The sequence below is a fragment of the Streptomyces sp. NPDC040622 genome (assembly GCF_055593965.1).
Genome location: NZ_JBVIXD010000009.1, coordinates 386,019 through 409,336 on the forward strand (window position 1 = coordinate 386,019; position 23,318 = coordinate 409,336).

The following is a 23,318-nucleotide window of genomic DNA, read 5'->3' on the forward strand; positions in this document are numbered from 1 at the left end:
GGCACCGTGACCAGACCGACGCCGAGCCGCCCGCGGGCCGACGACCCGGCCGCCGAGCCCGAGCTGCGCACCGACACCGAACGGGACGTCGAACCGCCGGACAGGGAACGGGAGAGCCGCCCCGACACCGAGCGCCGCGACGACTGCGAACGCGACGACCTGGAGGACCGCGACGACGAACGGGACGAGGAGCGCGCGCTCGCACTGCCCGAGCCCCGTGACCCCCTGCCGCCCGCGGTGATGCCCGTCGGCGACGAACCCACCATGCCGTTCGGCGCGACGACCGGGGCCAGGCCGCAGGTGTCGCAGTACAGCTCGCCGCCGCCGACGTCCTCGTACGACCCCGTGCATCCGGGCCGCTGACACTCCCGCTGGCTCACGATTCCCCCGTCCGGTCGGTGGGCCCGCCCTGCTGCGGTACCCGCGGCACGAGCGCTTCGGCGGCGGCCTGCTGGTAGCGCAGGACCGCCTGTTCCGCCACGCGCAGGTCGCAGGGCGCGCTCCACAGCATCCGCCGCGCCGCGTCGTACCGCTCGATCAGGAACGGGTCCTCGGCGTGGCCGTGCCGGGCGACCTTCGCCTTGTACGCGTCCAGCCGCCCGCGCAGCTCCGCGCGGACCGCGAGCGGCGCCGTGACGGCCGTCAACGACGCGCGGGCGCGCAGCAGTTCGTCCTCCGCCCGCTGCTCCAGGGACTCCAGGAGCGGCGAGAGGCGGTGCCACTGTCCGTACCTGCGGTACTCGGCGGCGGCCGCGAGCTGCTCCTGCAGCGCGGTCGGCGGTCCGCTGACGGCGGGCACCTCGGAGGCGGCGATCTTCGCGAGGACCTCGCCGCGCGCGGAGCGTGCCTCGGCGAGGGTGCGGTCCGCACGGGAGAGCACGTCACGGAGCCTGCCGAGGCGGGCCTCGGCGTCCTGGCGGACGGTGAGCACCGCCTCGATCTCGCGGCGCACCTCCTCCAGCGCGCGGGCCTCGTGGTCGTAGCGGTCGGTGTGCGGGCGGCCGCCGCCCGGCGCCGAACTGCCCTGCGCGCGCTGCCAGAAGGCGAGCGGGTCGCTGACCACCTGCTCGCGCAGTGCGGTCAGGGTGCGGGTGATCCGCTCCAGGTCGTCGCCCGCGGGGTGCTCGCCGGGGCGTACGCCGACGGAGTGCGCGAGCTGGCGGGTGCGGCCGAGCTCCGCGGCGAGCAGGTCGATGCGGGCGGGCAGCGCGGACCACACCGCGTCGGCGGCGACGACCGTGTCCAGGGAGTGGGCGTACAGGTCGTTCATACGGGTCACCAGCTCTTCGAGGGTGAACCGTTCGGTGAGCTTGGCGGGGCCCGTGACGGCCGGGGAGGCCCCGGACGCGGAGCCGCCCGCGACGGTCACGGACTCGCCGCGCAACAGCTCCGTGAGCTCGGCGAGGTCGTCGCGGCCGGGCCAGCGCCTGCGCTCGCGCACCTCGTGGGCGGCGCGCAGCGCACCGGCGTAGGCGTCGAAGTAGGCCCAGAGCAGCGTGATCCGGCTCTCGGTGTCCGTCCAGCGCTCCTCGGTGACGCCGGTGAGCCTGGCGCCTTCGAGGAGACGGCGGCCCGCGTGGTCCTGGAGGGCGAGGAGCGAGGTCTCGATCGCCTCGTGCTCGGCGTCGAGGCGCGCCAGCGCACGGTCCACCTCGTCCCGGTCCATCACCGGACCGGGGGGTCCCGCGACGCTCATCGATCACCTCTCCGCTCTGTGTTGCCGTGTGTCGCCGTGTGTCGCCGTACGTCGTCGTGTGTCCTCGCCGTGAGGCTCGGTGGTAACTCTCCAGTCCTACCAGGTCGGTTGCCGGCTCCGGGTCAGTCGCGGTAGTCGGCGGCCGGCGGGGTCGCCGGCTGGTCGAGGGCGGCCTTCAGCCAGTGGTCGTAGGACTTCTTCCAGCCGTCGTTCTCGCGGTAGTCGTCGAGGACCTTGTTGACCCGGCGGACCAGGTCGTCCGAGCCCTTCTTCATCGCCACCCCGTAGTGCTCGGTGGTGAACGGTTCCTTGCCCTTGAGCTCGACCGTCGGGTCCTGCGCGGCCTGTCCCGCGGCGAGGGCACTGTCGGTCACCACGGCGTCCACCTCCCCGAGCTGGAGCCGCACGAGGCAGTCGAGCTGGTTGGGCACGGTGGTGGAGATGTCGGCGCCGTAGTTCTTCTTCTTGAGCTCTTCCTCGGCGATGGAGCCGGAGGCGCTGCAGACCTTCTTGCCCGCGAGCGTCGGGTTGTAGCCCGTGATGTCGGACTTCTTGGGGGCGAGGACCTGCTGGCCCGTCTCGAAGTACCCGGTGGAGAAGTCGACGTCCTTCAAGCGGTCGCAGTTGACCGTCATCGTGCGGACGACCATGTCGACCTGGCCGCTCTGGATCGCCGGGATGCGCTGGTTGGTGGGTATGGCGCGGAACACGACGGCGTCGCGGTCGCCGAATATCTCCTGGGCGATCTCGCGCGCGAGGTCGATGTCGAAGCCCTCCAGCTCGCCGCCCTTCTTGTTCGGGTCGCGGTAGCCCCAGCGGTAGCTGTTCTGGTCGACGCCGACGACGAGCTTCTTGACCTCGCGGTTCTTGATCTTGTCGATGGTCGGGCCGTCCTTGTCGGACGGGGGCAGGCTGCGGTCGTTGCAGTCGTCCGCGTCCGCCCGCGCGGGCGCGGCCACCGTGGTGGTGGGGCCGCCGAGGCCCTTGCCCGCCTTGTCGTCGGAGTCGTGCTTGTCCGGCAGGGCCAGGACGAGCGATCCGGCCAGGGCGCAGGCCAGGCCCATCGCCCCCACCCCGCCCCAGCCGCGCAGCCCGGCCGTGCCGCGTCGCGTCCGCATCGTCTGCGCGCCCCCTCTCACCTCTGGCTCCATCACCGGTACTCCGAAAGCCTGCGGCCGACGCCGAGCACGGCGCCCGCCGCGGCCAGGACCGCGAGGACGGCCGCGCCGACCGGGAGGCCGCTCATGGCGCCCCTGCCGTCCTTCGCCGCCTGCTGGAACTCGTCGCGCTCATGGGCCAGGGCCCGGTCGAGGGCCGCGTCCACGTTGTCGAAGCACTCGCCGGTCGGCTTGTCGTCCTTGGCGCCGATGACCTTGTTGAGCGCGCCGTTGTAGTCACCCGAGTCGTCGCTGGCACGGGCCACCTTGTGGCGGTCCTTCCAGACGCCCACGTTCTTCGCCGCCTCTTCGACGGGGTCCTTGCCGTCCGCGTCGTCGGCGAGCGCGACGGCCTTGCCGAGCAGGCCGCTCTCCGCGCCGCCGAGCTGCTTCATCTGGGAGCGGTAGGCGACGTCGAACTTGTCCTGCGCCTCGCCGGCCACCTCGGTGGTCTCGGCGCCGCGGCTGACCAGGGTCAGGTTCTCGTTGCCGCGGGCCTTCAGGGAGCTGATGCGGGCGTCGTTGAGGACGTTCAGCGACCGCACGCCGTGGTCGTAGGAGTCGCCGAGACCCGAGCGCGCGACGGTGTGGCCGACGACGAGCCAGAGCAGCACGACGGTGGCGGCCGCGGTCGCGGCGAGCAGGCCGTGGTTGAACACCCTGTTCGTGCGCCGGTAGTTGCGGTGCTGGGCCCAGCCGAGGGCGGCCAGCGCGAGGACGCCGAGCGCGATGGCGAACCAGGGGTACGGCTTGGCCTTGCCGTAGTCGGCGGCCAGCCGTTCGTTCTCCGAGGTGTAGAGCTTCTCGGCGGCCGGGAGCATCTGGTTCTGCATCTTGTCGTTCGCGTACCGCAGGTAGGCGCCGCCGAGCGGCAGGCCCTGGCGGTTGTTGGCGCGGGCGCGCTCGATCAGGCCGGTGTACTCGGGCAGGAGCTTGTTCAGCTTGCCCACGGAGGCGGCGGACGTGGAGTCCGAGCCGGCGTTCGACGCGGCCTTGGCCAGCTTGTCGGAGGCCCGCTCGATGTCCCGCTCGTAGCGCGCGCGGACGGCCGCGGGCTCCTGGCCGCCCGCGAGGAAGCCGCTGGAGGCCGCCGTGTTGGCGTCGGCCAGCGAGCGGTAAATGGCCGCGGCGTCGGCGCTCAGCGGCTGGCTGCGGTGCAGCACGTCGTCCGCGGCGGCCGAACGGTCGGTCATCTGCCAGGTGGTGACGGCGCCGAACGCGACGACGAGCAGCGCGAGGACGGCCCCGATGATGCGCAGCCTGCCCGGCTCGGTGGTCGCCGAGGCGCGCAGCCGGTCGACGCCCTCGGACCACGCGGTGCGCCGCCCGGTGGCGGCGGGCGGGTCCGGCCGGGGCGGCGCGGGTGGCGGGCCCGGCGCCTGCGGCGGCACGGCGGGCATCGCGGGCGCGGTCCGTCCCGGGGCCTGTCCGGACAGGCCTGGTGCCGGTCCGGGCGGACCCGGTGGCACAGCGCTGCCGTTCGGCGGGTATGTCACCTTGACCTCGACCTCCCCCTCGGGTCTCCGGACGGTTGCTTCCGCCCGGCCGCGCGCGGCGCGGGAAGAAGTGCTCGGCCGCAAGTATTGCCGCAGGGACTGACATCCGCACAGGCATTGACTCGATCTTGTACGGATCCCTGCCCTGGAACACGAGATTGAGAGGTGTTCGGTTCCCGCCCCGCGCCTGCGGAGCGGGAACCGCGTCAGCGGCCGGTCGCGCCGCTCTCGTACTGCTCCCGCACGCGCGCGTGGACCCCGGTCGGCGCCCCCACCTGGTCGAGGCCGAGGAGCGCCGCGCCGAGCACGGGCCGGGCGGCGACCACCTGGGGGACCGCCTTGGGGGCGCGGTCGGTGAGCAACACCCGTATGCGGTCCTCCAGTTGCGGGTGGCGTGCCGCGAGGACACCGCCGCCGAGCAGGACCGGGGCGGCCTCGTCGAGCAGGTCGAGGCGGCGCAGGGCCACGGTCGCCATCGCCACCACCTCGTCCGCCATCCGGTCCACGAGGGAGCGCGCCACGGCGTCGCCGGCCGCCGCGGTGGCGAAGAGCACCGGGGTCAGCTCGTGCCGCCTGACCGGGGCGACCCGGCCCAGGTGCAGCGTCTCGATCAGTGCGTACATGGAGTCGAGGCCGAAGTGCGCGGGCAGCGTCTCGCGCAGCGCGGTGGCCGGGCCGCGGCCGTCCTCGGCGCGCGCCGCGTGCCACAGGGCCTCCTCGGCGAGGCCGCCGCCCCCGCCCCAGTCGCCGGACATCCGGCCGATGGCGGGGAAGCGGGCGGTGCGCCCGTCGGGCAGCATGCCGACGCAGTTGATGCCCGCGCCGCACACCACGGCGACACCGCGCGGCTCGGCGTCCTCAAGGAGTCCGGCCCGCAGGATGGCGAAGGTGTCGTTGCGCACGTCGACGGAGGGCCCCCAGGCCCGCCGCCGCAGGGCCTGGGCCAACTCCCGTTCCTCGACGGGGAGATCGGCGTTGGCCAGACACGCGGAGACATGGCCGACGGAGTCGACGCCCGCCTCGGCGAACGCCCGCGTGGCCGCGTCCGCCAGCACGTCCACCGCGGTCTCCACGCCGACCTGCGGCGGCTGGAACCCGCCGCCGCGGGCCGTGCCGACGACCGTGCCGTCGGCCGCGACCACCGCGACGTCGGTCTTGCTGTTGCCCGCGTCGATCGCGAGCACACTCGTGCCTACGCCCACGCCAGGTGCTCCCGGTTGTGCGCGATCAGGCTGTCGGTGAGCTGCTCGGCGTACGCGTACTGGCCGACCAGGGGGTGGGCGAGCAGCGCCTTGAAGACGAGGTCGCGGCCCCCGTGCACGGCGGCGCGCAGGGCCAGGTCCTCGTAGGCGGTGACGTGGGCGATGAGCCCGGCGTACAGCGGGTCCAGCTTCGGTACGGCCAGGGGCGTGGCGCCCGTGCCGTCGACCGTGGCCTGCACCTCGATGACCGCGTCGTCCGGCAGGAACGGCAGCGTGCCGTTGTTGACGGTGTTCACCACCTGGTACGGGCTGCCTCCGTTGCCGAGCAGCGAGGCCGCGAGGTCCACGGCCGCCTCCGAGTAGAAGGCGCCGCCGCGCTTGGCGAGCAGCTCCGGCTTCTCGTCCAGCGCCGGGTCGCCGTACATCTTCAGCAGCTCGCGCTCCATCTCGGCCACTTCGGCGGCCCGGGACGGCTTGGTGCGCAGCTCCTCGACGACCGCGTCGTGCTGGTAGTAGTAGCGCAGGTAGTACGAGGGCACCACGCCGAGCCGGTCGACGATCTCGCGCGGCATGTGCAGGTCCTCGGCGACCGCGGCGCCGTGCTCGGCGAGCAGCTTGGGCAGGATGTCCTCGCCGCCGGGACCTCCCAGGCGCACGCCCGTCTCCCACGTCAGGTGGTTGAGGCCGACGTGGTCGAGGTGCACCTCGCCCGGGGCGACGTCGAGCAGCTTGGCGAACTTGCGCTGGAAGCCGATCGCCACGTTGCACAGGCCGACCGCCTTGTGCCCGGCCTGGAGCAGCGCCCGGGTGACGATGCCCACGGGGTTGGTGAAGTCGATGATCCAGGCGTTCGGGTTGGTGCGCCGGACGCGCTCGGCGATGTCGAGGACGACGGGCACGGTGCGCAGGGCCTTCGCCAGGCCGCCCGCGCCGGTGGTCTCCTGGCCGACGCAGCCGCACTCCAGGGGCCACGTCTCGTCCTGGTTGCGGGCCGCCTGGCCGCCCACGCGCAGCTGGAGCAGCACGGCGTCGGCGTCGGCGACGCCCGCGTCCACGTCGGACGTGGTGACGATGCGGCCGGGGTGCCCCTGCTTGGCGAAGATGCGCCGTGCCAGGCCCCCGACGAGTTCGAGACGGTCGGCGGCGGGGTCGACGAGGACGAGCTCCTCGATCGGCAAGGAGTCCCTCAACCGCGCGAAACCGTCGATGAGTTCGGGGGTGTAGGTCGACCCTCCGCCGACCACTGCGAGCTTCATATCGGTTCTCAGCCCTTTACTCCGGTGAGGGTGACGCCTTCGACGAAGGCCTTCTGTGCGAAGAAGAAGATGATGATGACGGGTGCCATGACGAGCAGCGTCGCGGCCATGGTCATGTTCCAGTTGACGCTGTGGGCGCTCTTGAACGATTCGAGGCCGTAACTCAGCGTCCACGCACCGGGGTTCTGTGCCGCGTAGATCTGCGGGCCGAAGTAGTCGTTCCAGCAGTAGAAGAACTGGAAGAGCGCGATGGCCGCGATGCCGGGCTTGGCCATCGGCACGACGATCTTGACCATGGTGCGGAACTCGCCGCAGCCGTCGACCTTCGCCGACTCGATGTACTCCTTGGGGATGGTCAGGAGGAACTGCCGCAGCAGGAAGATCGAGTACGCGTCGCCGAACGCCATCGGGATGATCAGCGGCCACAGCGTGCCCGACAGGTGGAACTGCTGGGCCCACACCAGGTACATCGGGATCACGATGACCTGCGGCGGCAGCATCATCGTCGAGATGACGAGCAGCATCGCGGTGCGCCGGCCGCGGAAGCGGAACTTGGCGAGCGCGTACGCCACGGGGATCGCCGAGCAGACCGTGAAGAGGGTGCCGAGGCCCGCGTACATCAGCGAGTTGCGCCACCAGTCGAGGAAGCCCGGCGTGTCGAACACGGCCTTGTAGTTGGACCAGTGCCAGGAATCGGGCCACAGGTCGCCGCTCATCGCCTGTGAGTCGCTCATCACCGACGTCAGGAAGACGAAGACGAACGGCAGGACGAAGAGCAGCGCGACGGCTATCGCGACGCTGTGCACGGCGATCCAGTGCAGGATCCGCTTGCGGCGGGCGCGGGCGGCGGCCGGGCCCCGGGCCGGGGCGGTCCGTTCGGGCGCGGTGGGCGCGCTGAGAGTCGTAGTGGTCATGAGTCCTCAGTCCTCCGCCGAGAGCAGCCCGGAGCGCTTGCGCATCAGGAGCATCGTCACGGCCATGGCGATGGCGAAGAGCACGAGCGAGAGAACGCACGCCGCACCGGTGTTGAAGTTCTGGAAGCCCATCGAGTAGACGAGCTGGGGGACCGTGAGGGTCGAGTGGTCCGGGTAGCCGGGCTGGATCACCGAGCCGGGGCCGATGTTGACGCCGGAGGCGACCTTCCCCGCGACCAGGGCCTGTGTGTAGTACTGCATGGTCTGCACGACGCCGGTGACCACCGCGAACATCACGATCGGGGTGATCGAGGGCCAGGTGACGTAGCGGAACTTGGCCCAGGCCCCCGCGCCGTCCAGGTCGGCGGCCTCGTACTGCTCCTTGGGCACGTCGAGCAGCGCCGCCATGAAGATCACCATCAGGTCGCCGATGCCCCACAGGGAGAGCAGCACGAGCGAGGGCTTGGCGGTGTCCGGGTCGTTGAACCAGTTGGGCCCGGAGATGCCGATGGATCCCAGGATCTCGTTGACCGGGCCCGTGGCCGGGTTGAGGAGGAAGACGAAGGCGACGGTGGCGGCCACCGGCGGGGCGAGGTAGGGGAGGTAGAAGGCGGTGCGGAAGAGGCCCGCGCCCGTCTTGATCTTCGTGATGAGCAGCCCGAGCGAGAGCCCGAAGACCACCCGCACGGCCACCATGATCACGACCAGCCAGAGGGTGTTCCACAGGGCGGGCCCGAACAGGGGCATCTGCTCGAACACGTACTTCCAGTTCCTCAGGCCCACGAAGGTGGGCTCCTTGATCTGGTTGTAGTGCATGAACGAGAAGTAGACGGTGGCGATCAGCGGGTACGCGAAGAAGACGCTGAAGCCGACCAGCCAGGGGGAGAGGAAACCGAGCGTGCGCAGTCTGCGGCGCGCCGGGTTGGAGAGGGAGATTGCCATGACGGGGTCCTCAGCTAGCTCTTCGACTGGAGGGTGTCGGCGTCGATCTGCTCGTCGAGCTTTTTCAGGGACTTGCGCAGGTCACCGAAGCGCCCGGCCTCGGCGGAGTACCCGAAGTCCTGCAGCGAGACCACGTAGGCGCCGCCGTTGACGGAGGGCGGCAGGGCCTTGCTGTGCTTGTTCTCCAGGATGTCGAAGAAGGTCCGGAAGGTCGGATCGGCGTCCAGGTCGGGGGACTTGAGCGCCGCGAACGTGGAGGGCACGTTGTGGATGGCGTTCGCGAAGTGCACGACCTGCCGGGTGTCCGCGGTCAGGAACCGCACCAGTTCCCAGGCGGCGTTCTGGTGCTTGCTGCTGTGTGCGATGCCGGCGACGGTGCCGGTGATGAAGCCGCGCCCGTACGTGTCGGCCTGGTCGTCCGGCACGGGCAGCGGCGCCACGCCCCAGTCGAACGTGGCCTTCGCCTCGTTGAGCATCAGGCCGCGCCACTCGCCGTCCAGGTGCATGGCGACCTTGCCGGTCAGGAAGGCGTTCTGGCTGGACATCTCGTCGCCGAAGGTCAGCCGGAAACGCTCCAGGTCGTTGAACCCGCCCTGGGCTTCGGCGAGCTGACGGGCCGTCTTGAAGAACTTGTACGTCTTGGGGTCGTCGGCGAGCCGTGCGTCGCCCTTGGCGTCGAAGTACTCCGGGCCCCACTGCGCGAAGAGCCGGTCCGGACTGTTCTGGTAGAAGCGGAAGTTGGGCATGTACCCGACCTGCTTGTACGAGTTCCTGCCGCTGCGCACGGTCAGCTTCTCGGCGGCCTTCTTGAACTCCGACATCGTGCGCGGCGGCCGCTCGATGCCCGCCTTCCGGTAGGCGTCCTTGTTGTAGTACATCCCGAAGGCGTCCGCGAGCAGCGGCAGCGCGCACTGGTTGCCGCGGTAACTCGTGTAGTCGAGCAGCGTCTTGGGGAACGTCTTGCGCTTGTCGAGGCCGGTCTTCTTCATGAACGGATCGAGGTCCGCCCACATCCCGGAGTCGCAGTACTGGCCCACGTTGTTGGTGGTGAAGGAGGACACCACGTCCGGTGCCTTGTCGCCGCCCGCCCGCAGGGCCTGGTTGATGGTCTCGTCGGAGACGTTGCCGGTGGCCTTCACGTGGATGTTGGGGTGCAGCTTCTCGAAGCGGTCGATGCTGTCGTCCACGGCCTTGACCTCGCCGGGCGTCGCCCAGCCGTGCCAGAACTTCAGGGTGACCGGCTTCGTCGGGTCGTCGTTCGCGCTGCCGACGCTCGGATTGGCACAGCCGGAGAGCAACAGACCGGCTGCGGCGAGCGCCGCGGACGCGCAGGTGGGCATGCGCCATCGCGGCATGGCGGACTTCCTTTGCGGGGAGGTGGGGTGCGGGTGTGCGGTGCGGGGGCCGTGCTTCAGGCGGTGGTGTCGAAGACCTGGTCGCGGGCCTGGGTGAGGGCCGAGCGCAGGGCGCCGGTGAGGATCGGGTCGCCGGCGAGCTCGCTGATGCGGATCTGCGGGCGGGGCAGCGCGAGCCCGGTGAGCTCCTCCTCGACCCGGGCGCGCAACTTGTCGCCGCCCGCCTGGGCCACCGACCCGGAGAGCACGACGAGTTCGGGGTCGACGACGGCGACGACCGCGGCGATGCCGGTGGCGATGCGCCGTGCGACCTCGCCGAGCGCGGTGTCGTCGCCCATGACCTCCTCCAACGTCGCGCCGCCGCCGGTGAGTTCGCGCACGACGTACGCGGAGACCAGGCTCTCGAAGCCGCCGGTGCCGCCCCCGCGGTCCTCCGGTCCCGTGCGCACCAGGGGGGCGCCCGGCTGGGGCATGTAGCCGATCTCGCCCGCGCCGCCGGTCGCGCCGCGCAGCAGGGTGCCGCCGAGCACGATGGCGGCGCCGACGCCCTCGTCGAGCCAGGTCAGGACGTAGTTGTCGTAGTCCTGTGCGGCGCCCTCGTACTGCTCGGCGACGGCGGCGAGGTTCACGTCGTTCTCGATGTCGACGGGCGTGCCGAGCACCGCGGCGAGGTCGTCGCGCAGGGTGCGGGAGTGCCAGCCCGGCAGGTGCGGTGCGTACCGCAGGGCGCCGGTGTGCGGGTCGATGGCGCCGGGGGTGCCGATCACCGCCGCCCGCAGGTCGTCGTGGCCGAGGCCCGCCTGGCGCAGCGCCTCGTCGACGGCCTCGGTGACCAGCTGTGCGGTGCGGTGGCGCACGTCCTCGGCGACGGCGACGGCCTCGACGCGGGCCCGGCCCAGCACGGTGCCGGTGATGTCGGCGACGAGGGCGGTGATCCCGGTCGGGTCGGCGGACAGCGCGGCGACGTGCCCGGCGCCCGGATCGATCTCGTACAGCAGGGCGTTGGGGCCGGGACGCCCGCTGAGGCTGCCCGTGGTGTGGACGAGCCCGGCGGCTTCGAGCCGGCCGAGGAGCTGGGAGGTGGTGGGCTTGGAGAGGCCGGTGAGCTCACCGATGCGGGTGCGGGTGAGGGGGCCGTGCGCGACCAGGAGGTCGAGCACCGCCCGGTCGTTCATGGCGCGCAGGACGCTCGGCGTGCCCGGGGTCCCCGGAGTGCTGCCCGCTGCTGCCATGACGACACCTGCCTTCTCTCACGGCCGGCTGTGACCGTAGCGGCTAACTGTTAGGAAACTTTCCAATTCGTGAGGACCGTACGGCTGGCGTGAATGGGGCGTCAATAGCGGGCGCCCCCGCGGCAACCAAGTCGTTACCTGTGGGGGCGGGGTGTTGCACGGGGTGCGTTGCGCAGGCCGTTCGGGCACCTGGGCGGGGGCAGACGAACGAGTGGCGGACATACGCACGAGGGGCACCCGGAACCGTCCGGGTGCCCCTCGTCGCGTACAGGCCGCTACTTCGCCAGGTTCGGTGGCGGCGGGGGAATGGGGGAGGCCGCCAGGGACTGGGGTGAGGTCGCCGAGGCGTAGGCCGAGGGGGCCGCCACGGCTGCCGACGGGTCGGCCGCCGCCTCCTCCGCCGCGAGCGGGAGGCCGCCCACGATGCGGATGCCCGCCTCGTCGAACGCCTGCTTGATGCGCCAGCGCAGCTCCCGCTCGACGCCCAGGGCCTTGCCCGGCATCGTCTTGGCCGAGACGCGGACCACCATCGAGTCCAGCAGGACGCTGTCCAGGCCGAGGACCTCCACCGGGCCCCACAGCCGCTCGTTCCACGGCTCGTCCTTGGCCATGGTCTCGCCGACCTCGGCCAGCGTCGCCTTGACCTTCTCCAGGTCCTCGTCCGGGCGGACCGTCACGTCGACGCCCGCCGTGGACCAGCCCTGCGAGAGGTTGCCGATGCGCTTGACCTCGCCGTTGCGGACGTACCAGATCTCGCCGTTGTCGCCGCGCAGCTTGGTGACCCGGAGGCCGACCTCGATCACCTCGCCGGAGGCGACGCCCGCGTCGATGGAGTCGCCGACGCCGTACTGGTCCTCAAGGATCATGAAGACGCCGGAGAGGAAGTCCGTGACGAGGTTGCGGGCGCCGAAGCCGATCGCGACGCCCGCCACACCGGCGGAGGCGAGCAGCGGCGCCAGGTTGATGTCGAAGGTGCCGAGGATCATGAGCCCGGCCGTGCCGAGGATCAGGAACGACGCCACCGAGCGCAGGACCGAGCCGATCGCCTGCGAGCGCTGGCGTCTGCGCTCCACGTTCACCAGGAGGCCGCCGAGCGCCGTGCCGTCCACGGCCTGCGCCGTGCGGTTCATGCGGTCTATGAGCTTGGTGATGGCGCGGCGTACCAGGACCCGCAGGACGAGGGCTATCGCGACGATCAGCACGATGCGCAGGCCGATGCCGAGCCACGTGGACCAGTTCTGCTCGACCCAGCTCGCCGCGTTCGTGGCGCTCTCCTGGGCGTCCTCGAACGAGGGCGGCTTCGACGTCGGCTTGTCGTCCGGGTCCGTTCCGGCTGCCGACAGGACGGACAGGAACACTGCGGGTACCTCCAGGTGTCGCGGCCTGCCCGGGTGGAAAGGGTCTCGGCGGAGACGGATCGGGGATACCGGGCAGAATCACCACACTAACGGGGCATCGTGGGTGGATTGTTGTGATGTCCGCGGGAGAGACGGTGCTCACCTGGGGAAGAACCACGTGACGTCTCCGTCCCGCACCCGCTGTGGTCGAAAACACTTCAAGGCCGTTACGGGGACATGCTGGCGCTACGACCAGGCATGAGGGGAGACTGGTGCAGATCGTCCCGGCGCGAGCCACGCGCCGCCGGCGTACAAGGAGGCATCCGCCGTGCCGCATGTCTTGGTCCTCAACGCGTCGTACGAGCCCCTCGGCGTCGTACCGCTCCGCCGCGCGCTCGTCCTCGTCCTGGAGAACAAAGCTCTCTGCCTCGAGGAATCCGGCGCCTTCATGCACAGCGCGACGCGCACCGTCCCCGCACCCAGCGTGGTCCGCCTCAAGCGGTTCGTCCGGGTCCCCTACCGGGGACCCGTTCCGCTGACCAGGCGGGCGCTCTTCGCCCGCGACGGCGGTCGGTGCATGTACTGCGGTGGCGTCGCAACCAGCGTCGACCACGTCATTCCCAAGAGCCGGGGCGGCCAGCACGCCTGGGACAACGTGGTGGCTTCCTGCCGCCGCTGCAACCACGTCAAGGCCGACCGGCACCTCATGGAGCTGGGCTGGCGGCTGCGGCACAAGCCCGCGCCGCCCTCGGGCCTCGCGTGGCGGATCATCGGGACCGGACACAGGGATCCGCGCTGGCTGCCGTACTTGCAGCCGTTCGGCGCGGAGGACGCGATGGCCCGGATCGACGGCATTTCCGCCTAGCACTCGATCCGGGCCTTCGTCGTACGTGGGGACGGTGTGCGCGGTGACGCGCGGGCGGTCGCCGGTGTGTGACCCGCGGGGCGCGCCCCGGGGCTACTTCTCGGCGACCGCGTACGCCTCCACCGACCAGAGGGAGTAGCCGTACCGCGTGGCCCGCCCGTCGCCCTGGACACGGATGTAACGGGTGTCCCGGGCGTCCATGCGGACCGCCTCGCGGCCGCCCCTGCCGTCCCGCACGGTCGCCGCCGTGCGCCAGGTCCGGCCGTCGGCGGACGTCTGCACGCGGTAGGAGGAGGCGTACGCGTCCTGCCAGCGCAGCACCACCTGGCCGAGCCTGACCGGCTCCGCCAGCTCCACCTGCCACCACGCGCCGTCCTCGGCGGGGGAGGACCAGCGGCTCTTCAGGTCGCCGTCGACGGCAGCCGACGCGGGGAAGTCCGCCGTCTCGTCGCCCGAGGACGACGCCCTCGCGCCGCGCGCCACGTCGGGCCCGGCGGTACGGGGGTAGGCGCGGACCGACACCGTGCGGGTATCGCCGCCGAACGTGACCGGGATCTCGTACGTCCCCGCGCGCGTGCCCTTGGGCACGCGGATGTCGAGGGGCACCTCGACCTCCGTGCCGCGCGGCAGCGTGGACCGCTCGGGGACCCGCACCTCGATGCCCCCGGGCGCCCTCGCCCGGAGCCTTCCCGTGACGTCGCCGGGGCGCAGCGAGAGCAGCCGGGCGACGACCCGCCGCGGACCGCCGCCGATCTCCGCGTCGACCTCGGTACGGGCCGGCGAGAGGCGGGCGGCGGGGCCGTCGCCGAACCAGGGGACCAGGTGGTGGACGGCGCCCGTGCCGTCGCCGCCGGTGGAGCGGCCGGGCCGGGTGACGCGGACCGCGTCGGCGCGCAGGCCCCCGCGGGCGGGCCCGGCACCCGTCGTGTCGCCCTGGTCGTCCCCCGCCTCCGTGCGGTCGCTCTCCGTGCGGTCGCTCTCCATGAGGTCGATCTCCGTGAAGCCGCTCCTGGAGAGCGCGCCGACCCGCCGCCAGCCCTCGCCCGGGACGTGCGCCTCGACGCCGCCCGTGGTGCCGGGGTCGGTCAGCGCCGTCACGGCGGCCAGCGAGCGGTCGCGGCCGAAGTGGGCGGCCGCCCCGTCCGAGGCCCGCTCGGCGGCGGTCCCCGCCCACGTCGCGTACGCCTTCCGGGTACGCGTCAGGAACGGGTCCAGGACGCCCTTGCCGACGGTGACGCCGCTGTTCCCCAGCTCCTTCTGCAGCCGCGTCAGCGTGCGCACGCCCCGCCAGGCGCCCGCGCCGTCACCCGCGGACTGCGCGCCCAGCAGGTCGACCGCGGTCTCGCCCGCCTCGCCGTAGCGCGCGAGCTGCTCGATCCAGGGGCGCACCTCGTCGTCGAGCGGGGTGCCCGCCAGCCGCCGGGGCGCCTCGCGCATCACGGTGAAGGCGGCGCGCAGGCTCCGGGCGGTGCTGTCGGCCCGCGCCCGGTCGGTCGTCGTACGGGCCTGCCAGAAGGCGCTCAGGAGCGGGCGCAGGTACGCCGACTCGTCGGCGCCGAGCACGGACGAGGCGTCGTTGCCCGCGAGGGCCCGCAGTGCGCTCCGCGCCCCCGGGTCGCCGCCCGCGAGGTCGTCGATGGCGGCGAGCCAGGACTCGTGGGGGCGGTAGGCGCGCGGGTTCCAGGCGTAGTCGGCGGCCGTGAACAGGGGGATGCGGGAGGCGGACGGCTGCTCCATGGCGTTGCCGAGGAGGGCGGCCGAGCCGGTGGCGACGGCGGGCTCGCGGCCGGTGTAGGGGCCGAGGAAGATGCGGTCCTGCGCGAAGTCGTTGACGGGGTAGTTGTCCATGGTGACCAGCGGGTGCGGGCCGAACGCGGCGCGGGCGCCCGCGAGCTCGCGCCCGGTGATGGTCCGCGGGACCACGCCGACGCCCGTCCAGGCCACCTCGACCGCGTGGTGCAGGTCGTGCGAGAGGGCCGCGCGGTACTCAGTCGACCCGTCCTGGAAGTACTCGGTCGGCAGGAGGGACAGCGGCTCGGCGCCGGGGTGGCGCTCGGCGAGGTGCGCGGCGACCGCGTTGGCCACCCGGGCCTGCGCCTTCGCGGCGGCCTTCGGCCCCGACCCGAACGTCTCTGCGTCCCCGGCGCAGTGCCACTCGCTGTAGCTGACGTCCTGGAACTGCAGCTGGAAGGCGCGCACGCCGAGCGCCCACATGGCGTCGATCTTGCGGTTGAGGTCCTTGACGTCCCGCGCCGACGACAGGCACAGGGCCTGCCCGGGGGAGACCGCCCAGGCGAGCGTGACGTGGTTGGCCGCCGCGCGCTCGGCCAGGGCGCGGAAGTCGGCGCGCCGCTCGGCGGGGTAGGGCTCGCGCCACCGTGCCTGGCGGTAGAGGTCGTCGCCGGGGGCGTAGAGGTAGCGGTTCTGCTTGGTGCGCCCCATGAAGTCGAGCTGGGCCAGGCGCTGCTCGCGGGTCCACGGGGTGCCGTAGAACCCCTCGGTCATGCCGCGCACGGCGGTGCCCGGCCAGTCGCGGATCCGTACGCCGGGCACGGAGCGGGCGCCGTTCGCCGTGCCGGTGAGCTGCCGCAGGGTCTGCACGCCGTGGAAGAGACCGTCCTCGCCGGCTCCCGCGAGGGCGACGGTGTCCCGCCCGCCGACGCGGCCGACGGCCAGGCGGTACCCGCCCGAGGGCAGGTCGCCGCGCTCGCGGGCGCCCAGGGAGCGCAGCGCCCGGTCGGCGCCGGCGCCTCCCGCCCGCACCACGAGGGCGGTGCCCGCGGGCACCGGGTCGCCGTCGCGCACCTCGGTGACGCGCCGCGCACCGGTGTCGTGCAGGAGGGTGCGCAGGGCCCGCAGGGCGTACGGGTCGGTGTCCGCCGCGTTCTTGCCGTCCGCGCCGTTCCTGACGTTCTCGTCGCCCTTGCCGCCCGCCCCGCCGGGGCCCGGGGTGACCAGCACGACATCGTCGCCCACGGTGACGGCGGCGCCCGCCGCGTCCATCGACTGGGGGCGCGGCCAGACGGACGGCAGGGAGGCGTCGCCGGTGCGGTCGTCCCTGCCGTCGCCAGGGGAGGCGGCGGGGGCGTCCGGCGTCCCCGGGGCGGCCAGGGCGCCGGGCGCACCGCCGAGCGCGCCCGCGATCACGGCGACCGCGATGGCGGCCGCGCCCTTCCTGCGCCGCAGCTGCACGGTCCTCGCCCCTGTCCTGGTTTCCCGGGGGTCCTCGCGGTCCCTCGCGTCACGTGTGGAGCGAGCCCACCACTGGGGCGGCGGGGGTGTCAACGGGACCCGATACCGGTCGGGTGATTCTTCGCGGAACCCGCGCGCTTTCCCTGAGAAGGGGGGTCGGAACGCGCGGGCGGTCCGGTTCCGGACGAGGGGTGCGCGGTTTCCGGACGAGGGTGCGCGGTGGAGCGCGGCGGCGGACATCTTCCGGGGTCGCCACGGGGTCGGAGGCGGTTCTTCCGGGGTAGAAGGGACGACGGTGCAACAACTTCCGCAGCAGGCGTGGAATGTGACCAGGGTCACGTTGGGGTGCCGAATACGTCTGCGACTCCGCGCACTGGGTAGGGCTGGCGAGACCTGCCCCCTGAACAAGGAGCTTCACGTGGCCGCTTCAGCGAACCTTCTGCTCTCCGCGCTCTCCAAACAGGTCTCCGATCCCGACTCCGGCCTCGACGGTTCCTGCTCCTGCGGCTGCCTCGAGCCGCCGCTGACCAGCGAGCCGCCCCTCGCCGACTACGCGCCGCTCACCAGCGAGCCGCCCCTCACCGACGCCGCCCCCCTCACCAGCGAGCCCACTGCCACCGGCATGGCCTCGGGCCTGGACTACATGGGGGTCTGATGCCCCTCTCCCGGTTAGCCGCCTCGTACGGGGTGGCGACCTCCTACTCCCCGTCGCCAGGGCGCACCGTCCGCGCCGCCGACGCCGCGGTGATCGCGGCGCTCGCCGCGCTGGACGTGGACGCGAGCAGCCCGGCGGCGGTCCGGTCGGCGCTCGCCGCGCGCGAGGCACACATGTCCGCGCGGCTGCTGCCCCCGACAGTGGTGGCCTGGACGGACGGCCCCGCGGCCGCGCCGGCCGCCACCGCCGAGCCCACCGCCGCCCCGCCGCCGCTCGCGGGGCTGGCACCGGGCACGTGGGTACGGGTGGACCTGGAGGACGGCGGCAGCGAGGAGTGGCGGACCCCGCCGCGCGGCGACGCGACGGGCGAACCCCGGCTTCCCGTACGGCTGCCGCCGGGCCTGCACCGGATCAGGGTGCGCGGCCCCGACGGCCGCGAGGCCCAGGCCCACCTCATCGTCGCCCCCCGCCGGGTCAGGACCCCCGGGCGCCGCGCGCACGGATTCCTGGTCCAGCTCTACTCCCTGCTGTCCCGGCGCTCCTGGGGCATGGGCGACCTCGGCGACCTGGCCGAGCTCGCCGACTGGTCCTGCCGCGCCCTGGGTGCGGGCTTCGTCCAGGTCAACCCGCTGCACGCGGCCGTGCCGGGCGTCCCCGACGGCCCGGGCAGCGACCCCTCCCCGTACCGCCCTTCCTCCCGTCGCTTCCCCGACCCCGTGCACCTGCGCGTCGAGGCCGTCCCGGAGTTCGCGTACCTGCGGGGCGAGGCCCGTGACCGGGCCGACGTCCTGTGCGAGCGGGCCGCCCGATTGCGCGAGGCGGTGCTCGGCAAGGGTGAGCTGATCGACCGCGACGCCGTCTGGACCCTCAAGCGCGAGGCCCTCGAACTGCTCCACGAGGTGCCCCTCGGCCCCGGCCGCCGCGCCGCCTACCACGCCTTCCTCGCCGAGCAGGGCCCCGCCCTGGAGGACCACGCCACCTGGTCCGCCCTCGCCGAGGCCTACGGTCCTGACTGGCACTCCTGGCCCGTCGCCCTGCGCGACCCCGCCTCGCCCGCGACGACCCGCGCCCGCCGCGAGCTGATGCACCGCGTCGACTTCCACACCCGTCTCGCCTGGCTCACCGACGGCCAGCTGGCCGCCGCCCAGCGCGCCGCGCGCGACGCGGGCATGGACATCGGTCTCGTCCACGACCTGGCGGTCGGCGTGCACCCCGGCGGTGCCGACGCCTGGGCCCAGCAGCGGTACTTCGCCCCGCACATGACCGTCGGCGCCCCGCCGGACGCCTTCAACGCGCGCGGCCAGGGCTGGGGCCTGCCGCCCTGGCGCCCCGACCGCCTCGCCGAGTCCGGGTACGCCCCCTACCGCGCCCTCCTGCGCGGCCTGCTGCGGAACGCGGGCGCGCTCCGCATCGACCACGTCATGGGCCTCTTCCGGCTCTGGTGGGTCCCGGAGGACAGCGACCCCACCGGGGGAACGTATGTCCACTACGACGCCGAGGCGATGCTCGCCGTGCTCGCCCTGGAGGCGCACCGCGCGGACGCCCTCGTCATCGGCGAGGACCTCGGCACCGTCGAGCCCGGCGTCCGCGAGACCCTGCGTGAGCACGGCGTGCTCGGCACCTCGGTGCTCTGGTTCGAGCGGGACTGGGCGGGCGAGGGGCCGGGGGCGGGCCGTCCGCTGCCCGCCGCCGACTGGCGCGCCGACTGCGTGGCCACCGTGACCACCCACGACCTGCCCCCGACCGCCGCAAGGCTGACCGGGGAGTACGTCCAACTCCGCGACGAGCTCGGCCTGTTGACGGTTCCCGTGGCGCAGGAGCAGGCGGCTGCGCGCAGGGACGTGCGCGAGTGGCTCGGGCTGCTCTCCCGGCTCGGCATGCTGTCCGGCGGGACGGGCCGCGAGGAGGAAGAGATCCGCGCCCTGCACCGCTTCCTGCTCGCCACTCCGGCCCGCATGATCGGCGTCTGGCTGCCCGACGCGGTCGGCGACCGACGCCCGCAGAACCTCCCCGGCACCTGGGACCAGTACCCCAACTGGCGGCTGCCCGTCGCCGACGCCGCCGGATGCCCCGTCACCCTGGAGGAACTGGCCGCCTCCCCGCGCCTGCACGCGTTCATGACGGTGTTCGGGGAAGGGGCGGGACGGGAGGGGGCCGGACCGGCCGAAAGCCCCCGTACGGCACCCCCGGGCGCGCACCCCGTTTAGGAGTTCGCTACGTTGGCACCGTGGACAAGAAGAACGCACTGCGCGCCGGCGCCCTGGCCTCCGGCACGACGCTGATGATGCTGCTCATGTCGTCCCCCGCGTTTGCCGCGCGCGACGACGGCGACGACCCGGGCCCCGGCCTGAGCGTCATCGACACGCTCGGCCTCTATGTCGCGGCGCCCATCGTGCTGTTCCTGGTGATCGCGGGCCTCGTGATGGTCGGCGACAAGTCCCGCAAGCAGAAGCAGGGCTGACACGCCTTCCGGGGCCGCTTGCCGGGGTTGCGTCCCGAGCGCCACGCGCTGAGGGCCGCACCCCACTCGCACGACTCCGCACGCCGAGGGCGCCCTCCGGCGACGTACACCCGTACCCCGTACGGACGTCGCAGGAGGGCGCCCTCGGCGTGCTTCACGGCCGCTCGGCCGTCAGATAGCGCTGGAGCGTCGGCGCCAGCCAGCCCGTGATCTCTTCGCGGCTCAGCGCGGCCGCGGGCGGGAAGCCGAGCACGTACCGCGTCAGGGCCAGGCCGAGCACCTGGGCGGCGCACAGGGCCGCCCGTGTCGGCGCCTGACCCGGGTCGGGGCACGTCGCGCGCGCCACCGGCAGCAGCTGCTCCGCGAAGACGGCCCGCATGCGCTCCGCCCCCGCCGGATTGGTGATGCCCACGCGCAGCAGGGCGGTGAGCACCCCGTCGCCCTCCCAGAGCGCGAGGAAGTGGGTCACCAGCACCTGCCCGACCTCCGCGCGGGGCACCCGCGAGAAGTCCGGCATCCGCAGGTCGACGGCGGTCGCCGCGGCGAAGAGCCCCTCCTTGTTGCCGTAGTAGCGCATGACCATCGACGGGTCGATGCGCGCGTCCTTGGCGATGGCGCGGATCGTCGCGCGTTCGTACCCGTCCGCGGCGAACCGCTCGCGGGCCGCCGCGAGGATGCCGGCGCGGGTGGCGTCGGAGCGGCGGGGCGGGGCGTCCACGGCGGTTCCGGGGGTTCCGGGGGTTCCGGGGGTTCTCTCCGTCATGCCAACAAGCGTAGGCCAACATGTGTTGACAGTCCATGGTGCGGGCTCTACGTTGGCCAACAAGCGTTGACCAACAGGTGTGGGCATCAGGAGGCGGCCATGAACGGCACGACCGGAACCACCGGCACCACCGGCACCATCGCGACCTCCCGGGGCGGGAACGCGGCCATCGGCACCGTCGTGGTCGTCGGCGCGGGCCCCACCGGGCTGCTGCTCGCCGGGGACCTCGCCACCGCGGGCGTCCCCGTCACGCTCGTCGAGAAGCGCCCGCACGGCATCAGCAACCTCTCGCGGGCGATGGTCGTGCACGCCCGCACCCTGGAGCAGCTCGACGCGCGGGGCCTCGCCGACGAGCTGGAGGCCATGGGGGAGCCGCTCGGCAAACTCCGCCTCTTCGACCGCCTCACCCTCGACCTCGGCCGCCTCCCCACGCGCTTCCCGCACGTCCTGGTCCTGCCGCAGTACGAGGTCGAGCGGGTCCTGGAGCGGCGCGCGGCCGAGGCCGGGGTGCGCTTCGCGTACGAGACCGAAGTGGCCGGCCTCGCCCAGGACGCCGACGGCGTGACCCTCGAACTCCGCGCCCCCGGCGGCGGGTCGAGCACCCTGCGTGCCGCCTACGTCGTCGGCGCCGACGGCCTGCGCAGCGGGGTCCGCAAGGCCGTCGGCCTGCCCTTCCCCGGTCGGTCCGTCATCCGCTCGCTCGTCCTCGCCGACGTCAGGCTCGCCGAGCGCCCCGAGGGGCTGCTCACCGTCAACGCGGTCGGCGACGCCTTCGCCTTCATCGCGCCCTTCGCCGACGGCTACCACCGCGTCATCGGCTGGAACCGCGCACGCGACGTCCCCGACAGCGAGCCGCTCGGCCTCGACGAGGTCAAGGAGATCGTCCGGGCCGCGCTCGGCCGGGACTTCGGGATGCACGACGCCCGCTGGATGTCCCGCTTCCACAGCGACGAGCGGCAGGCGCCCGCCTATCGCGTGGGCCGCGTCTTCCTCGCCGGGGACGCCGCGCACGTCCACTCCCCGGCCGGCGGCCAGGGCATGAACACCGGGCTGCAGGACGCCGCGAACCTGAGCTGGAAACTGGCCGCCGCCGTGGAGGGCCGCGCCCCGCACGGCCTCTTGGACACCTATCAGGCCGAACGGCACCCCGTCGGCAAGGCGGTGCTGCGCAGCAGCGGCGGACTCGTCCGCCTCGCGATGGCCAAGCGCGTGTGGACGCGCGCGGCACGGGCCGCGTTCGGCACCGTCGTCAGCAGGGTGCCCGCGGCGAGCGCCAGGATGGCGGGCCAGGTCACCGGCGTCGGCATCGCCTACCCCGCCCCGAAGGGCGCCCACCCTCTCGTCGGGCGCCGGGTCCCCGACGTGGCGCTCGCGGAGGGCCGGCTCTACGAGGCCCTGCGCGCGGGCGAGTTCGTCCTGATCACCCCGGAGGGCGAGCGGCACGCGACGGGCCGCGCGGTGCCGGCGCACTGGTCGAGCGGCCGCCGCACGGCGCTCTTGGTCCGCCCCGACGGGTACGTGGCATGGGCGGCGGAGGGTGCGGACGCGGATGCGGGGGCAGTGGAGGCGGCGCTGGGGGAGTGGGGGCTGGTCTAGTTCCCCCGCCTCGGGAGGCCCCCGAGTGGCCTCCCGAGCGGCCCCCCCGAGCGGTCCTCCCCTCCCGAGCGGTCCGGATCCTGACCTCTCCCCGGCCCTCCCCCTTTCCCCCCCAACTCTTCAGTTTTCCTTTAAAGAGTCAGCGAAAAGATTCGATGGACCTGATGGGTGGCGAGGTGTCACGGTGGTCCCGCACCTCACCGAGACGCCCCGCCACAGCGGGGAGAGAGACAAGGGATACCTCGTGGCAGTCCTGGACCAGACCCCCACTCGCACCGCGCCGACCGCGCATCCGGCAGCCCGCCCCATCGGCGTCGGCCTCGCCCTCGCGGCCCTCGCCACGGTCGTCTGGTCGGGCAGCTTCGTCACCTCCCGCGCCCTGCACGACTCCGTCCCGCCCATCCAGCACGCCTTCTGGCGCTGGATCATCGCCATCGCGGCGGTCGCGCCGTTCGCGGCGCGCCAGACCTGGCGGCAGCGCAAGGTGCTCCGCAAGCACCTGGGGTTCCTGCTCCTCGCCTCCCTCCTGGGCGTCACCGTCTACAACACGCTGGTGAACCAGGCCGGCATGACGACCACCGCGGGCAACATGGGCATGATCATGGCCGCCTCGCCCGTCCTGATGGCCGTCTACGAACGCCTCGGCGGCACCCGGCTCGGCGCGCGGCGCGTGACCGGCATGCTCGTCGCCTGCGCCGGAGTGCTCCTCCTGGTCAGCAAGGGCTCCCTCGACATGGACTTCGCCGTCGGCGACCTGTGGGTCATCGCGGGCGCCTTCTCCTTCGGCTCGTACAGCGCGCTGCTCAAGCGCAAGCCAGCCGAGATCGAAGGGCTCCCCTTCCTCCTCTCGACGTTCGTGCTCGGCGCGCTCATGCTGCTGCCGGTCTTCGTGGTCAGCTACGTCGTCCAGGGCGGCTTCGCGCCCACCCTCGGCACGGTCTCCCCGCTCCTCTACGTCGGCGTGGTGTCGTCGGCGATCGCCTTCTTCGCCTGGAACAAGGCGATATCGATCATCGGAGCGGCCCGCGCCGGGGTCGTCTACTACCTCCAGCCGGTCTGCGTCGCCCTGCTCTCCTTCGCCCTCATCGGGGAGGCGATGGGCTGGCTGCAGGTGCTGTGCATGGGCCTGATCCTGGGCGGGGTCGTGCTCGGCGCGGCCCGCGCGAAGTAAGGGGGCGCGGCCGGTGGGTTCCCTGCTT

At 73.0% G+C, this 23,318-nt stretch carries 19 protein-coding genes; 7 read left to right on the top strand and 12 right to left on the bottom strand.

What is annotated here, in order from left to right:
- Nucleotides 1-6: 6 nt before the first annotated feature.
- Complete coding sequence (locus ACZ592_RS27370; RefSeq protein ID WP_471584290.1) at nt 7-363, top strand: hypothetical protein; 357 nt, start codon at nt 7-9, stop codon at nt 361-363.
- Between the two features lie 13 nt (nt 364-376).
- On the opposite strand, the gene ACZ592_RS27375 is transcribed toward ACZ592_RS27370, so the two are convergent.
- From ACZ592_RS27375 to ACZ592_RS27420, 10 genes are all read right to left on the bottom strand, one after another.
- Entirely contained in the window at nt 377-1,696 is a 1,320-nt protein-coding gene (locus ACZ592_RS27375) for a hypothetical protein (protein WP_471584291.1), read from the bottom strand.
- Between the two features lie 122 nt (nt 1,697-1,818).
- Nucleotides 1,819-2,814 (bottom strand): glutamate ABC transporter substrate-binding protein, encoded by a 996-nt coding sequence (locus tag ACZ592_RS27380; protein WP_471584292.1) that lies wholly within the window; start codon nt 2,812-2,814, stop codon nt 1,819-1,821.
- 32 nt (nt 2,815-2,846) lie between these two features.
- A complete protein-coding gene (locus ACZ592_RS27385) occupies nt 2,847-4,349 on the bottom strand; it encodes a hypothetical protein (protein ID WP_471584293.1) in 1,503 nt (500 codons plus the stop codon).
- Nucleotides 4,350-4,555: 206 nt separating this feature from the next.
- Nucleotides 4,556-5,551, bottom strand: coding sequence for an N-acetylglucosamine kinase (locus ACZ592_RS27390; protein WP_471584294.1), 996 nt, complete (start codon nt 5,549-5,551; stop codon nt 4,556-4,558).
- The gene (locus tag ACZ592_RS27395) at nt 5,542-6,807 is read right to left on the bottom strand and encodes a 6-phospho-beta-glucosidase (RefSeq protein ID WP_471584295.1); all 1,266 of its coding nucleotides are present in this window, start codon (nt 6,805-6,807) and stop codon (nt 5,542-5,544) included. The genes ACZ592_RS27390 and ACZ592_RS27395 overlap by 10 nt, the downstream gene beginning before the upstream one ends.
- An 8-nt stretch (nt 6,808-6,815) precedes the next feature.
- Entirely contained in the window at nt 6,816-7,721 is a 906-nt protein-coding gene (locus tag ACZ592_RS27400) for a carbohydrate ABC transporter permease (protein WP_471584296.1), read from the bottom strand.
- Nucleotides 7,722-7,727: 6 nt separating this feature from the next.
- On the bottom strand, nt 7,728-8,663 hold the full coding sequence (locus tag ACZ592_RS27405) for a carbohydrate ABC transporter permease (protein WP_471584297.1): 936 nt from the start codon (nt 8,661-8,663) through the stop codon (nt 7,728-7,730).
- 14 nt (nt 8,664-8,677) lie between these two features.
- Nucleotides 8,678-10,018, bottom strand: coding sequence for an ABC transporter substrate-binding protein (locus ACZ592_RS27410; protein ID WP_471584298.1), 1,341 nt, complete (start codon nt 10,016-10,018; stop codon nt 8,678-8,680).
- Nucleotides 10,019-10,074: 56 nt separating this feature from the next.
- Entirely contained in the window at nt 10,075-11,250 is a 1,176-nt protein-coding gene (locus tag ACZ592_RS27415; RefSeq protein ID WP_471584299.1) for an ROK family transcriptional regulator, read from the bottom strand.
- A 275-nt stretch (nt 11,251-11,525) separates the two neighbouring features.
- The gene (locus ACZ592_RS27420) at nt 11,526-12,608 is read right to left on the bottom strand and encodes a mechanosensitive ion channel family protein (RefSeq protein ID WP_471584300.1); all 1,083 of its coding nucleotides are present in this window, start codon (nt 12,606-12,608) and stop codon (nt 11,526-11,528) included.
- A gap of 307 nt (nt 12,609-12,915) precedes the next feature.
- Here ACZ592_RS27420 and ACZ592_RS27425 point away from each other — a divergent pair, with 307 nt between their 5' ends.
- Nucleotides 12,916-13,452, top strand: coding sequence for an HNH endonuclease (locus tag ACZ592_RS27425; RefSeq protein ID WP_306335859.1), 537 nt, complete (start codon nt 12,916-12,918; stop codon nt 13,450-13,452).
- A 93-nt stretch (nt 13,453-13,545) separates the two neighbouring features.
- On the opposite strand, the gene ACZ592_RS27430 is transcribed toward ACZ592_RS27425, so the two are convergent.
- Nucleotides 13,546-16,644: a beta-N-acetylglucosaminidase domain-containing protein gene (locus ACZ592_RS27430; protein WP_471584301.1), complete on the bottom strand. Its 3,099-nt coding sequence runs from the start codon at nt 16,642-16,644 to the stop codon at nt 13,546-13,548.
- A gap of 418 nt (nt 16,645-17,062) precedes the next feature.
- On the opposite strand from ACZ592_RS27430, the gene ACZ592_RS27435 reads away from it, so the two are divergent.
- The 3 genes from ACZ592_RS27435 to ACZ592_RS27445 are packed head-to-tail and all read left to right on the top strand — an operon-like array spanning nt 17,063 to nt 19,760.
- Nucleotides 17,063-17,299: a hypothetical protein gene (locus ACZ592_RS27435; RefSeq protein WP_471584302.1), complete on the top strand. Its 237-nt coding sequence runs from the start codon at nt 17,063-17,065 to the stop codon at nt 17,297-17,299.
- Nucleotides 17,299-19,506 (top strand): 4-alpha-glucanotransferase, encoded by a 2,208-nt coding sequence (gene malQ, locus ACZ592_RS27440; RefSeq protein ID WP_471584303.1) that lies wholly within the window; start codon nt 17,299-17,301, stop codon nt 19,504-19,506. Before ACZ592_RS27435 ends, malQ begins: the two co-directional genes overlap by 1 nt.
- A gap of 20 nt (nt 19,507-19,526) precedes the next feature.
- The gene (locus ACZ592_RS27445; RefSeq protein WP_361181082.1) at nt 19,527-19,760 is read left to right on the top strand and encodes a hypothetical protein; all 234 of its coding nucleotides are present in this window, start codon (nt 19,527-19,529) and stop codon (nt 19,758-19,760) included.
- Nucleotides 19,761-19,914: 154 nt separating this feature from the next.
- On the opposite strand, the gene ACZ592_RS27450 is transcribed toward ACZ592_RS27445, so the two are convergent.
- Nucleotides 19,915-20,523, bottom strand: coding sequence for a TetR/AcrR family transcriptional regulator (locus ACZ592_RS27450; RefSeq protein ID WP_471584304.1), 609 nt, complete (start codon nt 20,521-20,523; stop codon nt 19,915-19,917).
- A 99-nt stretch (nt 20,524-20,622) separates the two neighbouring features.
- Between ACZ592_RS27450 and ACZ592_RS27455 the strand changes: the two genes are divergently transcribed.
- On the top strand, nt 20,623-22,119 hold the full coding sequence (locus ACZ592_RS27455; protein WP_471584305.1) for an FAD-dependent monooxygenase: 1,497 nt from the start codon (nt 20,623-20,625) through the stop codon (nt 22,117-22,119).
- 253 nt (nt 22,120-22,372) lie between these two features.
- Complete coding sequence (locus tag ACZ592_RS27460) at nt 22,373-23,290, top strand: DMT family transporter (protein WP_471584408.1); 918 nt, start codon at nt 22,373-22,375, stop codon at nt 23,288-23,290.
- Nucleotides 23,291-23,318 lie beyond the last annotated feature (28 nt).